A 12,958-nucleotide genomic window follows, 5' to 3' on the forward strand; every position below is an offset into this window, starting at 1 on the left:
CGATGACCAAGCTAAGTCTCCAGTTCCATGCCGCCCCGGACGAGGCCCTGTCCCTGTTGCCGCAATGGCTCCAGGGGATGGATGTCGACGCGTTGGTGGAGCGCTTCTTCCCCGACTACCGGGTGTCGTTGGTGCGACTTGATGGTTTGGCAGCTGAAGCGCAGCAGGAGCCGATCAACCGGGTGTGCGTCGGGCCCGGGCCATTGGACAGCAGCGGGACCTCCGGCATGGACTCGCTGGAGCTGAACCCCGATGTCTTGACCATGACGTTGGGGACGTTCAACGATCAAGGGCTTCGGGAAACCATGCTTGGTGCCGGGGCAGATGATCCGTCCGCTATCACTTCTTGGCGCAAAGTGGTGAACCGCGCCCGCAAGTCCATGCTCCGTGGAGCGTGGGTGCTGAACCCGCGCACGGGCGCGCGCGCGGAAGCGCCGAAGCATTTGTACACCCAGGGGGCGGTTCAGTTGTACAAGGAGGGCGTCACGTTGCTCGCTGTGGCGGGTTGGAACGCATACGAGCCGTACCCCCAAGACTGAAGGAAGTCTCGGGTCATTCGTGCGCTCCTTGGTCGGGCGGAACAGGGGCCGGTGAGATGTGGAGCCCGTGATGAACCCGAATTCGATCCAATCGAAGGTGGAGCTTTCGGATTACCTCTCGCCCTTGCCGCCGCATTGCGCTAAGGCGAGGTGGCAGTCGAGAACGCAGCGGTCCAGGACTTTCTCGACGCTGCCGGGGCGTGGGTGGCGGATATGGACGGGTACTTCGCGCAGCGCGGGGAAGTCGTTCCGGACGAGCCATCCTGGGCTTTGGTGGCGGATCGACGCATCGTGCGGAGCCTGCAGCTCGGTGTCCGCCGTCATCCGCGACGCGAGCGGCGGCACCGTGCGGGCCCTGCCCCTCGCCCATCCGCAGGTCCGCGAGTGGCTGGGCCCGCAGGCCCCGTGGACGCCCACCCTGCTGCAGGTCAGCGGTGACCGGGTCCGTACCTGGACCGGACCCGCGCTCGGCGTGCGTCTGGTGCGCGTGCTGGGCGTCGCTGAAGAGGAGGTGCAAGGTGCTCGCGTTGCGCTGGTTGTCCGCGCCCGCGGCGCTGATCGCCTGCGCGACGGGGTAGCCGCGCAGACCGACCTCGGTCGGTCGACCGGCGGAGGTGATCGTGTAGACCTCGCGGATGGGGTAGGTGTGCAGGGCTGCTGCCCGGCCGGCCAGCACGTTGGCCGCGGGGCCGGTGCGGAGAGCGCCCAGCACGCCTCCGTCGATCTACCCGAGGTAGGTCTCGTCGCTCGGCCAGCGGGACCGCACGGCGCGGTCCGACGACCGACGGTGTGCGCTGGAGGGGTCCGGATTCGGGGCCGGCCTGGTAGCTTGGGTGTTGGCACCTGCTGTGCCTCGCGCGGTCGATGACGAAGTGCTCGTCTGACACATTCGCGGAGAGGACTGGCCTCGGTCAGGACACGTCCGCGGTGGAGATTGCGCAACCGGCCCCGCTCGGGGGCGGTTGTGGTCACCATGCCGCGAATGCGGCGCGAGATGAAGGGTGGGTCAGGCGTGTCCACGATGAAGACGGACAAGACGACGAAGGACCTGCGAGCGGTCCTGGACAAGATCGCCGGGATGCCGGAACCGTACGCCACGATCGGTGCGCGGCTGCACGAGACGATCCTCAGCGCCGGTCCGAAGCTCAAACCGCGGATCTGGTACGGCATGCCGGGCTACGCCACCGGGCGCAGTGCCCCGGTGCTGGTGTTCTTCCGGCTGGACGATGGGGTGATGTCGTTCGGCCTGTCGGAGAAGGCGACGGTCGAACGCGAACCGGGCAGCACGCTGCGCCCGTCGGCCTGGTTCCTCGAAGAGATCGATGACGCCACGGAAGCAAGGGTCGCCGACCTGGTACGAACAGCCTTCCGCTAGCTGTTGCGGGTCGTGACGTTGTCGGCGCTGGGATGAGCGGGGTCGTGGTACGGGCGTAGAGGAGGCCTGCACCGCGTTGGCGAGCAGTGTCGCGCGGTGCGGCCTCCTCGGGTGCGGCGTCTCCGGGCGTTTGAGGTGGGGCGTCGGGTCCGCGAGCCATCGCGCGGGGCCCGCTCCGGCGATAGGCGCACCGTGCTGCGATCTTCACTGTGTGGGCATGTGTTCGTCGTACCAAGCGGCCGCGTCCTGAAGCGCTGTGTCGACGTCGCCCGGGTGATAGTCCAGCTGATCGCGTGCTTTCGTCCACTCCGAGGCTTGGGGCACCGACAGGTACCTTGCGAGTCCCGGATCCATGTCCGGGGGGCGGTGCGTGTATCGGGCTCCGAGTTGGCACAGCCGGCCGTAACCGAGCAGGACGCCACGTGACACCTTCACCGGACGCTTCGTCGCACCGACCAACTGGGCGATTCGGGTGAACATCTCGGCGTAGCTCCGGTTGTGCCCGGTGAGGTTGTACCCCTCCCCGGCCCTTCCTCTCTCCGCGGCCGCAACCATGCCGTCCGCGACGGCGCGGACATCGCAGAACGACGCGGTGCCGGGTGGAACGAAGGTGGTCTTGCCTGTTTGCATGCCGCGGATGACGCGTCCGAGTTGGAGGGTGTGGTCGAACGGACCGATCATGAATCCCGGGTAGACCACGACGACGTCGAGACCGTCGTCGACCCGGTTGAGAACTGCCGCCTCGCCGGCGGCCTTGGTGTCGGCGTAGTCGTAGCCGATGCCGCACAGGCTGCGCTCGCCTGCGCGTTCGGGCAGGGGACTCCCGTCGACGTTGTACCCGTGGACATCGACGGTGCTCGTGTGCACAAACCGCCGGACCCCCGCCTTGAGCGAAGCATCAGCCAGTCGTGCCGCAGCATCGACGTTGACCTTGCGGCGTCGCTCGGTCAGCGCCGACCACGTCGAGGTGTCACCGGCGACGTGGAACACCCAGTCGCAGCCCTCCAGCAGGGTGCCGACCTGCGACGAGTCAAGCAGGTCCACGAGCCTGACCTCCAACGGGAGGTCGTCGAGATACCGAGTGGTCGACCCCGGTGCGCCGGTCGCGACCACGTCGTGTCCGGCGCCCAGCAGGCTGCGCACCAGGTTGCTTCCGACGAAGCCGGTGGCTCCGGTGACGAGACAGCGCATCACTGCATCCCTCCGGGCTCGTGACCGTGCTCGCCAACGGCCCGTTCCGGGCGGATGGCGTCGTAGTAGGAGTGGTCGAGATCCGGCCAGCCGAACCGGTTCCGCAACGTGCTGAGATACCTCTGGTAGGTGTGCGACTCGACGTAGTTCACGTGCCGTGGGCTGTCGATGTAGGCCATTCCGCCGCGCAGGTCGGGCCGGTCGTTCGCTTTGAGCTCCAGGAGCGCTTCGCGATGTTCGCCCGTCTCACGTGCCCGGATGTCCATGACGACCAGCTGTGCCATCTCGTCGAACCGCATGTACGCGGCGTCGGCGAACTCGATGAAGCCCAGCACGTAGAGGCTGTCGTGGTCCCGGTTGAACACGTTCAGGTAAAGCTGGGGGTGACCGGCTTTCCAGGTGAACAGGTCTTCGTCCAGGAACGGGATCTTGTACTCGTACCCGGTGCAGAGCAGCACGAGGTCGAGTTCCTCGAACGTGTTGTCCGTGAAGACGACACCGGTCTCCGTGAAATGGCCGATGTCGGGCTTGGCGACGAGATCTCCATGGGAGAGGTGGTGCAGCACTTGTGTGTTCATGATCGGGTGACTGCTGAGCACGTCGTGATCGGGTGCAGGCAGACCGAGACGCGTCAGGTCTCCGACGAGCGAGTCGATCAGCGTGTTCATGTCGCTGGACAGACTCAGTCCCGCCGGTGGCTCCACGATCCCGTTGAGCACCGCGTCCGTCGGGATTCCTCCGATGTGCTTGGGGACGTAGCGGTATCCGCGGCGCACCGAGAACAACGCGCGGGTCGCGTGCCGGGCCGCGTCGCTGGCGATGTCGACGCCAGAGTTGCCCGCGCCGACGATCATTACCCGCTTGCCGAGGAGCTCCTGGCCGCTGCGGAAGGTCACCGAATGTCGGATATCACCGCGAAACGTCTCTGTGCCGGCGAACTTCGGGACGTTCGGGTGCCACGTGACACCCGGCGCTGCGATGAGCCCGTCGTAGTCAAGGACGCGGTCGTCCGAAAGCCAGACCCGCCAGCGATTCTCGGGAAGCGGCTCTGCGTGCTCGACTGACGTGTTGAACGCAACGTTCTCGTAGAGTCCCCACCTGCGGCCGAACTCGCGGATGTAGTCACGGATCTGCCACCAGTTCGGGTAGTCCGGCAAGCTCGTCGGCATCGGCTCGCCGCAGAAGCCGCTGGTGTACGTCGAGCTGATGAAATGCGCGGACTCGTACATGGACGTGCCTGGGTTGTTCATGTCCCAGATTCCGCCGAAGTCGCTGTGCCGCTCGAACCAGTCGAACGGGACTCCTTCCTTGAGCAGAGCGCGAGCCATGACCATGCCGGCCGGACCACCACCGACGATCACGTACTTGCGGGTGTAGTCGACAGCGGGACGTACCGGCGCCGCATCGCTGCGCTTGCGGGACTGGCTGCCCCCGAACGTCGAATGGTTGGACACCGCGGATCCTCCTCCAGTGTGATTCGGTCAGTCGACCTGGAACGTGCGGCTTGTTCCGGTGAACGAGGTCGGAGTTCCGCGTCGTGGCCTGGAGCGCCCCTGATAGGTGATGCGGTAGGTGCCGGCCCGGGCGTTCTCCGGGATGTCCCAGTTGGCGGTGAACGTCGATGTCCCAGGGCCGGTCTTGGACCACTGGAACGTGGTTGCCCAATCGCCGTCGTCCTGGACCCGACGCCAGCCCGTCGGCGTGTGCAGATCGACAGTGAGATACGTCGATCCCCGTTTGAGGTCGTTGTTCGGGTTCGCGCCGACGAAGGTGACCGCGACCCGTTGGCCGCGCATGTATGCGGCGTTGGGCTGCTGGAGCACATCACCGAACGCGCGTCCCGACGGGGCTGCGTCGTACCAGAGGTTCGGCGTTGCGATGATCAGCGAGCTGGTGTGATCGGGTGGTGTGATGGGAACTTTCGTCTCTTCACGGTCCACCATGGCGTGGGCCAGCGCTGCCATGTGTTGCTGGTACGCCGGCAGGGTCCAGCGCCCGAACATCGTGTGCCCGGCTTCGTAGTCGCCCTTGTCGTACTCCTCCGGCGTGGTGACGTAGCCGGCGTAGTCATTGGCGTAGCCGGCGACCAGAACGTTTCTGAGCGGTGCGTCCACGATCCTTGCCACAGTGCGTCGCAGCCTCAGGCCCGCGACGATCGTGAACTCCTGCGGGACCGCCATCAGGTAGAGCTGGCCGAGGCGCACGAGCTGGATCGGCACGACATTCGGCGTCATGGCGAGGTCGCCGCTCGGAATGACGATGTCCTTGGGCGCCTGACAGGCCTTGAGGGACGGGGATGCCGTGTAAAGCGCGGCACTGAGCAGGTTGAACACGGGGTTGTTGCCGCTGCCTTCGTCGATGAAGTCAACGCCCGGTCCGTCCTCCTTGGAACCGGCTACGAACCCGGTGCCGAGTGCGCCGCTGCAGGTCCGGTGTGTCTGCCGGTCGCCGGTGTAGGTGGGCGAGATCGTGGTGTTCGCCATGTCGACGAAGGTGAACCGGTAGTCGACGGGGCCCGTGATGTGGGTTAACGGCTGTTCGGCACTGTTCTTGGCCGTCTGGTACTGCCGCTGCCCGATGATCCGGGTGTTGGCGAAATGATCCTCCGTGGGACCGCTGCCGGGCTGAAGGTTCAAGTTGGGCGTCATGTCGCCGGCGTTCGTCTGGGCGAAAGCGGCGACGAACGAAGGACTCCCCGACGAGAGGTAGTCGACTTTCTTGACGTCGCGTTCCCAGTGGTATGCGGCGTACCCCTTGTTGTCGCCGGAGACGTGGGTGCCTTCCCGTGTCATCGACGTGCCGTGGGTGGGGAACCAGTTGATCGCGCCCACGGCGGTCCCGTTCCGGCTGAGCCGAAGCGTGGTCGACTGCGGGTCTATCGCGTCGGGGAAGAACGCGCGATCGGCAGCGGGGTTGAGGTCGAAGGCGTCCTTGGAACGGTTGGCGCTGGCGTCGTTGAGCGTGTCGATACCGAGGTCCAGCCGTCCGGGCGCGAGGTCCCGGTGCGCTGTTAAGACGGCTTCGTATATGCCGGACACGTTCGCCTCGAAGTTCTGGTCAACGTATCCGAAGTTGCCCAGGTTGTAGAGGTTGTGGTGCATGTACCCGCCTGGACCCGAGTGCGTGTGCGTGGCGGTCAGCAGGAAGTTGTCGCGGGTGTAGACGTCGCCGAGCTGACGCTGCAGACGCTTGAGAACCTCCTCGCGGATGGCGTGGTCGATGTGGGCGATCTCCGCGATGGCGATGGCCACCCGCTTGCCCGACTCCCGGTCGACGATCACGAACGCTCGTGCGCGCAATCGGGTGTGGAGGCCGTGGGTCTTGATCGTCGGTGCGGCGTAACCCGCCTTGTCCGAGCCCTCGGGCTCACCTGTGATGTCGGCGACCGCACGCCCGACCAGGTAGGGAGCGGTGGTGGTTTCCTGACCGGCCGCCGCGGCTGCCGGCGTGTTCGTCGCGACCAGAGACGTTGCCGCCAACGCCGTCGCCAACATCGCGCGACGATCAAGCATCGGGCCCGATTGCACCGTTTCTCCACGACGCTGAGACGTGTCCATGTGATTTACCTCGCTGATCGTGCCTGGGTGGGGGACCGTAACACAGATCTCGTTCGTTCGAACGAACGACGAGCGGAGTCGGCAGGGAGATCAGCCTTCCCGTTGGGTTCCACGACGCCGGGCTACCGTTTGGGTGCACGACCCCTCGACCGTGCCGCGCCGATCCTGATCCGGCTTGCCGCCCAGCTACAGGACGTTGAGCAGTGGCACTACCGACGCCCAACCGCCCAGGAGCTCCCATGAGCAGCGAAGCCCGCAGCCACATCCTGACCACGACGCTGGAACTCATCGGCGAGCTCGGTATCGGCGGCCTGAGCAATCGCGTCGTCGCCAAGTCCGCAGGCGTCTCGCTGGGCACCTTGACCTACCATTTCTCCTCGCAGCAGGAGCTGCTCGGTGAGGCGCTGCAGACCTTCGTCGACGACGAGCTCGCCCGGTTGTCGTCCATCGCCGCAGCCTTCGAGGGATCGACGCTGAGCATCGCCGAGGCGCTCACCAGTGCGCGCGACGCCATTGAGACACGCCCCAGCAGACAGGCCCAGATCGCTCAGCTTGAGCTGTACCTCAACGCGACCCGCGATGACGGTCTCCGCGACGCGGCGAACCGCTGCTACGCAGCCTACGACCGCGTTGCAGCCGCCGTTCTCCATGCGGCCGGTGTTCCCGAAGCACATCGAGTCGCTCCCCTGCTCGGAGCGCTGATCGACGGGCTCGAACTCCGTCGTCTGGCCGTTGCCGACCTCAGGGTCGACCTGGCCGAAGCACTCGCCAGCTTGGTGGCCGGGCTCGGCGCATCCACTGTCGCGGATTGACCGCACGGCGGTCGAACCGAACTGCCCAACCGTCCGCGTCGGATCCGGTGAGAGGGTGTTCGCGAGCGGGCGTTCGGCTCGCTGAAGTACGAACACCTCCACCGTCGCCAAGATCGCCGACGGCCAGGCACCGGCCGGGAACAGGTCAGGCCGTCGCTTCGGCCACCGCCCGGCCGGCTTGCCGCCCGGAGAACAAGCAGCCGCCGAGGAAGGTGCCTTCCAGCGCGCGGTAGCCGTGCAGCCCGCCGCCGCCGAAGCCCGACGCCTCCCCGGCGGCGTACAACCCGGGGATGGGGGCCGCCTGCTCGTCCAGGACGCGGCCGGACAGGTCGGTTTGCAGCCCGCCGAGCGTCTTCCGGGTCAGGATGTTCATCCGGATCGCGATCAGCGGGCCGGCATCCGGGTCGAGGATCTTGTGTAGCGGGGTGGTGCGCACGACGCTATCCCCGGAGTAGGCCAGCGAGTTGCGGATCCCCATGATCTGCTCGTCCTTCGTGAAGTCGTTGTCGACCTGGCGGTCGCGGCGCGTGATCTGGCGCTCCAGATCGGCGAGGTCGATCAGGTTCGAACCGGCCAACCGGTTCATCCCCGCCACCAGTCCCCGCAGATCGGCGGCGGTGACGAAGTCCTCCCCGTGGTCCTGGAACGCCTTCACCGGCGGCGGCGTCGAGTGCACGGCCCTGCCCGCGATGTAGCCCGCCAGGTCCTTGGCCGTGAGCTCCGGGTTCTGCTCGGAGCCGGACAGCACGAACTCCTTGTCGATGATCTTCTGGTTCAGCACGAACCAGGAGTAGTCGTAGCCGGACTTCTGGATGAGGTCCAGCGTGCCGAGGGTGTCGTAGCTCGGGATGCCGGGACTCCGGAAGCGTTGGCCGCGTGCGTCGAACCACAGCGAGGACGGGGCAGCGAGCACCCGGATGCCGTGGTCGGGCCAGATCGGGCTGTGGTTGGCCAGACCTTCGGTGTAGTGCCACATCCGGTCGCGGTTGACCAGCCGCGCACCGGCCCGTTCGCCGATGCTCAGCATCCGCCCGTCCACGTGCGCCGGAACTCCGGTGATCATGTGCCGGGGCGGTGCGCCCAACCGGGCGGGCCAGTTCTGCCGGACGAGTTCTTGGTTGCCGCCGATCCCGCCGGACGTGACGAGCACGGCCGGGGCGTGCAGTTCGAAATCAGCGACTCGGGCGCGGGAACTCGGTGTGCCGCGCGGCGCGTCGCTGGGTTCCAGGACACCGCCGCGCACCCCGTCGACGGCGCCGTTGGTCATGGTGAGCTCGTCGACCTGGTGCCGGAATTTGAACGTGATCAGGCCGCGTTCCGCGGCCTCGCGCACCCGCCGCTCGAACGGCTCCATCACTCCCGGGCCGGTGCCCAGCGTGATGTGGAACCGGGGCACCGAGTTCCCGGGGCCGTCGGCGAGCTGCCCCCCGCGTTCCGCCCAGCCGACGACCGGCACCCACCGCACACCCATCCCGTGCAGCCAGGACCGCTTCTCGGTGGCGGCGAACTCCAGGTACGCCTCAGCCCAGCGGGCAGCCCAGTGGTCCTCGCCCTTCGGATGCCGCACACCGCGGTCGAAACCGGCGGTGCCGAACCAGTCGTCACGAGCCAGTTCCAGCGAATCGCGGATCCCGGCCACCCGCTGCTCCTCGGAGTCGACGAAGAACAACCCGCCGAGCGACCAGAACGCCTGCCCGCCGAGGCTGCCTTCGGGTTCCTGGTCCAGAAGCAGCACCCTGCGGCCCGCGTCGGCCAGCTCCGCACTGGCCACCAGCCCGGCGAGACCGGCGCCGATGACGATCACGTCCGCGTCGTCGCCACCGGAGGTGGTGGGCGGTGCGGCGGCTGCGGCGCCGGTGGGCCACGCTGCGGTCATCGCGGCGGCCCCGCCGGTGATGAGCGCCGAGCGGCGGCTGAACCGGCCGTTGTCACGAGAGTCCATAAGCTTCTCCGGCCCTTCCGGGCGTGATCGACGACGATGATCGACAGCAAGTTACCCGCTGGTAAAGCAGTCGGGATACGATGCTGCACCCGCTGTGCGGGTCGTAGCGATGGTGAGTTCTCCAGCCCTGAGAGGTCGTCGTTGTGATCGAATCTAACGGAGTCCCGAACGAGCTGCGGTGGCGCGGCGAACCGCTGGACCAGGCGATCGCCTCGGCAGCACCCACGCTGGTGCCCATCGTGCTGGCGCAGGTGGTCGCCGAACTGCCCGCCTATGCCGAGCTGCCGGAAGAGGAGCTGCGCGGCGACATCACCCGGATCATCCAGCGGGGTGTTGCGATGGTCGGGCACATGCTGCGCAACGACGGCAAGCCCGATCCGGGATCACTGGCCGAACTCGGCGAGAACATCCTGCACCGCGCCGAGGAGGGCGTGCCGATCGAGGCGGTGCTCAGCGCGCACAACGTCGGTATCCGGGCCGCATGGGAGCATTTCCGCGCGCAAGCCGGTCCCGAGGACGTGCGCACCCTGCTCGACGTGGTGGGCATGCTGCTGCGCTATCTGCACGAGGTCGGCTCGGTGGCTTCGGCAATGTACTTTCAGGAACGCGACACCTTTCTCGCCGAGGCGTGCGCCGCGAAGCAGGACGTGCTCTCGGCGCTGCTCGTCGACGGTGACGCGACCGACGCTGCCGCTCGGCTGGGCATGCCGGTCGCCGCCAGCTACGCGGTGCTCGACGTGGAGATCGCTGACCATCCCGACGAGTCGGCTCCCGGCACCAACGCGACGGTCGCGCGTTGGCGCAAGCTCCGCCGCTTCCGAGCCGAACTGGAACGCCGCTGGTCGCACCCGCTGTTGTCCCGGTTCGATGGCAACCGCGGGGTGGTGCTGCTCGCCCACGACCACCTCGACCGCGACGGCACCTCCGAACCGGACCGGCGCGTGCGGGACCTCGTACTGGCCGCGGGCGCGGCGGCAGGCGCCGAGGTCACCGCGGGGGCTGTGGTCGCACCCGTCGCCGACGTTCCGCAGGCTGCCCGGACAACGCGCGAACTGCGTCTGCTCGCGGTGGCCGGACACCCGCCCGGGGTCTACACGTTGGAGGAACTCGCACTGGAATACCAGCTCACCCGACCCGGACCTGCCCGCGACGTGCTCGCCGGCAAGCTGCGGCCGATCGACGACGAACCCGACCTGCTGGAAACGCTGCGCACTCACCTCAACGGCGGCCTCAACCGACGCCGCACCGCACGCCGCCTGCACGTGCACCCGAACACCGTCGACTACCGGGTACGCAAGGTAGCCAAGCTCACCGGCCTCAACGCCGCGGACGCCGGCCACGCCGCCTACCTGCGCGCCGCCCTCATCACCCGTACCGCGTTCTGAAACGGGCGGCGCACGAAGTCCTGCCGCGCTCGCACACCGCCGTCACCCGCGGACTCGAATTCGACCGGTCCGCCGCGAACGCCGCCCGTACCTTGTCGGTCTACAGTGGACGAACGCGGAGGCGTGAACACGAGACCGAAGCTGATCGAAACGGCACATGGACGAACGCGAGGGCTTCGCCCTGCTCCGCCACCGCAGCCTCCTCGGCCGAGTTCACCCACGGTCACCACCGGGAAAAACGGGCCAGAGCCGTTAGATCGGCCCGAGACAGCAAAAAGGCCACCCGCCAAGCGGGTGGCCCGTCCTCGCCTCCGGCCCTTTCCAGGCCTTCAATCAGGCACGTATTCTACGTAGTACCTCTCAGGTGGAGCTGAGGGGACTCGAACCCCTGACCCTCTGACTGCCAGTCAGATGCGCTACCAGCTGCGCCACAGCCCCGTGTTCTGTTCTCCGCGGTTCGGAGTGACCCCTTACCGCGTTGTGTCCCCACACTACATCAGCTCGCGGTGGGCTTTCAGCGGGGGGTGGTTTCCGCTCGGTCACCACCCCCGTGGCCTTCGTACGCTGGTGAAACGGCCGGATCAGCTCGCCTGGTCGCGTTGGCTGGGCTGCCCGCGGGTCTCGGCGGCCTTCACGAACTCCGAGCGCGGGTCGTGCAGCTCGCCGAGTGCGACGGTCTGCCTGCGGAACGGCAGTTCCATCAGCCAGTCACCGGCGATGCGCGCTTTGCGGGACAGCGTGGGCATCTTCGCCAGGTGGTACACCCGGTGCAGCAGCCACGCCGGGAAGCCCTTCAGCTTGATGCCGTAGACCTCGGCCGCACCTTGGAACAGGCCCAGCCCGGCCACCGAGCCGGCGTAGCGGTGCCGGTAGTCGCGCAGCGCGGCACCGCGCAGGTGCGAGACGACGTTGTCGGCCAGCACCCGGGCTTGGCGCACGGCGTGCTGCGCGGACGGCCCGCAGATCGCGTCCGGATCGCTGCTGGTCAGGTCGGGCACTGCTGCGCAGTCGCCGGCGGTGAAGACGTTGCGCGTCCCGTCCACCCGCAGGTCGGGTGAGCAGCGCACCCGACCGCCCTCGTCGCGCGGCAGATCGCTGTGCTCCAGCACGGGATTCGGTTTCACGCCCGCGGTCCAGCACACGGTGCCGGTGTCGAACTCCTCGCCGTCGGAGAGCCGCACGTGCCCGTCGGCGAACGATTCCACCGTGGTGTTCAGCTTCACCTCGATGCCGCGGTCGGCGAGGATGCCGCGGGTGTATTCGCCCATCGGCCTGCTGACCTCGGGCATGATCCGGTCCATCGCTTCCACCAGCACCCAGCGCATGTCCGCTTCGCGCAGGCCGCTGTGGTCGCGGATGGCGTAGCGGGCCATGCTCTCCAGTTCGGCCAGCGCCTCGATGCCCGCGTAGCCGCCGCCGACGAACACGAACGTCAGCAACCTGCGGCGCAGCTCCTCGTCATCGGTGCTGGCGGCGATGTCCAGCCGGGAGAGCACGTGGTTGCGCAGGTAGATGGCCTCGCCGATGGTCTTGAACCCCACGCCCTGCTCGGCCAGACCGGGGATCGGCAGCGCCTTGGAGATCGACCCCGGCACCACGGCCAGCACGTCGTAGTCGATCTCCTCGTCCTGCCCGTCGCACAGCGTCAGCTGCAGCCGCTGCCGCTGCGCGTCGATCTCCGACACCCGCGCGGTGAGCACTTCGCTGCTGCGCAGCGCCTCGCGCAGCGGGACCACCACGTGCCGCGGCTCCAGCGATCCGGCCGCGGCTTCCGGCAGGAACGGTTGGTAGGTCATGTGCGGTTGCGGGTCGATGACGGTGATGCGCGCCTCGTCGGGCCCCAGTTGCGACTGCAGTCGCAGTGCCAGCGTCAGACCGGTGTGCCCGCCGCCGACGACGACGATGCGTGGTTCAGGCATGCTGCGGTTCTTCCCTCGCCCCGGCTCGGGTCCGTCTCGGGTCCACGTTGCGTTCCGGATGCCGCCGCAGGTATTCCTGCTCCATCTCGAACGTGCGGGCGGTGTGCTCGCGCAGCGAATCGGGAGATCCGTGCAGGAACGTCTCGGTGCGGGTCGCGTGCAGGTGCCGCAGCTCGTGCAGCAGCAGTTCCGTGCTCAGCTCGTATGCGGGGATGCCGTTGGAGATGCTCATCTGGTC

General features: G+C 67.6%; 11 protein-coding genes and 1 tRNA gene. 5 read left to right on the forward strand and 7 right to left on the reverse strand.

Annotated elements, in window-relative coordinates:
* The first annotated feature begins 2 nt into the window (after positions 1–2).
* The 3 genes from IQ251_RS16735 (at position 3) to IQ251_RS16740 (ending at position 1,914) form a co-directional block, all read left to right on the forward strand.
* Positions 3–539 carry a hypothetical protein gene (locus tag IQ251_RS16735; protein WP_193929547.1) on the forward strand — a complete coding sequence of 179 codons (537 nt, stop codon included), beginning with the start codon at positions 3–5 and terminating at the stop codon, positions 537–539.
* Positions 540–689: 150 nt separating this feature from the next.
* Positions 690–977, forward strand: a complete 288-nt coding sequence (locus IQ251_RS20380) for a DUF7660 family protein (RefSeq protein WP_441007489.1) — start codon at positions 690–692, stop codon at positions 975–977.
* 574 nt (positions 978–1,551) lie between these two features.
* Positions 1,552–1,914: a DUF1801 domain-containing protein gene (locus tag IQ251_RS16740; protein WP_228047246.1), complete on the forward strand. Its 363-nt coding sequence runs from the start codon at positions 1,552–1,554 to the stop codon at positions 1,912–1,914.
* Positions 1,915–2,118: 204 nt separating this feature from the next.
* On the opposite strand, the gene IQ251_RS16745 is transcribed toward IQ251_RS16740, so the two are convergent.
* Genes IQ251_RS16745 through IQ251_RS16755 form a run of 3 tightly spaced genes read right to left on the reverse strand, consistent with a single transcriptional unit; the run spans position 2,119 to position 6,662 of the window.
* Complete coding sequence (locus IQ251_RS16745; RefSeq protein WP_193929548.1) at positions 2,119–3,105, reverse strand: NAD-dependent epimerase/dehydratase family protein; 987 nt, start codon at positions 3,103–3,105, stop codon at positions 2,119–2,121.
* Complete coding sequence (locus IQ251_RS16750) at positions 3,105–4,559, reverse strand: flavin-containing monooxygenase (protein WP_193929549.1); 1,455 nt, start codon at positions 4,557–4,559, stop codon at positions 3,105–3,107. The genes IQ251_RS16745 and IQ251_RS16750 overlap by 1 nt, the downstream gene beginning before the upstream one ends.
* Positions 4,560–4,586: 27 nt before the next feature.
* A complete protein-coding gene (locus IQ251_RS16755; protein ID WP_228047247.1) occupies positions 4,587–6,662 on the reverse strand; it encodes a neutral/alkaline ceramidase in 2,076 nt (691 codons plus the stop codon).
* Between the two features lie 239 nt (positions 6,663–6,901).
* Between IQ251_RS16755 and IQ251_RS16760 the strand changes: the two genes are divergently transcribed.
* Complete coding sequence (locus IQ251_RS16760; protein WP_193929550.1) at positions 6,902–7,474, forward strand: TetR/AcrR family transcriptional regulator; 573 nt, start codon at positions 6,902–6,904, stop codon at positions 7,472–7,474.
* 145 nt (positions 7,475–7,619) lie between these two features.
* Here IQ251_RS16760 and IQ251_RS16765 read toward each other — a convergent pair whose 3' ends face one another.
* On the reverse strand, positions 7,620–9,416 hold the full coding sequence (locus IQ251_RS16765) for an FAD-binding dehydrogenase (protein WP_193929551.1): 1,797 nt from the start codon (positions 9,414–9,416) through the stop codon (positions 7,620–7,622).
* A 143-nt stretch (positions 9,417–9,559) separates the two neighbouring features.
* Between IQ251_RS16765 and IQ251_RS20310 the strand changes: the two genes are divergently transcribed.
* The gene (locus IQ251_RS20310) at positions 9,560–10,801 is read left to right on the forward strand and encodes a PucR family transcriptional regulator (RefSeq protein WP_193929552.1); all 1,242 of its coding nucleotides are present in this window, start codon (positions 9,560–9,562) and stop codon (positions 10,799–10,801) included.
* A 365-nt stretch (positions 10,802–11,166) separates the two neighbouring features.
* Here the strand turns inward: IQ251_RS20310 and IQ251_RS16775 are convergent.
* The 3 genes from IQ251_RS16775 to IQ251_RS16785 form a co-directional block, all read right to left on the reverse strand.
* Positions 11,167–11,239, reverse strand: a tRNA-Ala gene (locus IQ251_RS16775).
* Positions 11,240–11,382: 143 nt separating this feature from the next.
* Positions 11,383–12,720: an NAD(P)/FAD-dependent oxidoreductase gene (locus IQ251_RS16780; RefSeq protein ID WP_193929553.1), complete on the reverse strand. Its 1,338-nt coding sequence runs from the start codon at positions 12,718–12,720 to the stop codon at positions 11,383–11,385.
* Positions 12,713–12,952, reverse strand: coding sequence for a DUF6158 family protein (locus tag IQ251_RS16785; protein WP_193929554.1), 240 nt, complete (start codon positions 12,950–12,952; stop codon positions 12,713–12,715). Before IQ251_RS16785 ends, IQ251_RS16780 begins: the two co-directional genes overlap by 8 nt.
* Between the last annotated feature and the right edge of the window lie 6 nt (positions 12,953–12,958).

This window comes from Saccharopolyspora montiporae (assembly GCF_015209505.1).
In the GTDB taxonomy this organism is placed as follows: domain Bacteria; phylum Actinomycetota; class Actinomycetes; order Mycobacteriales; family Pseudonocardiaceae; genus Saccharopolyspora; species Saccharopolyspora montiporae.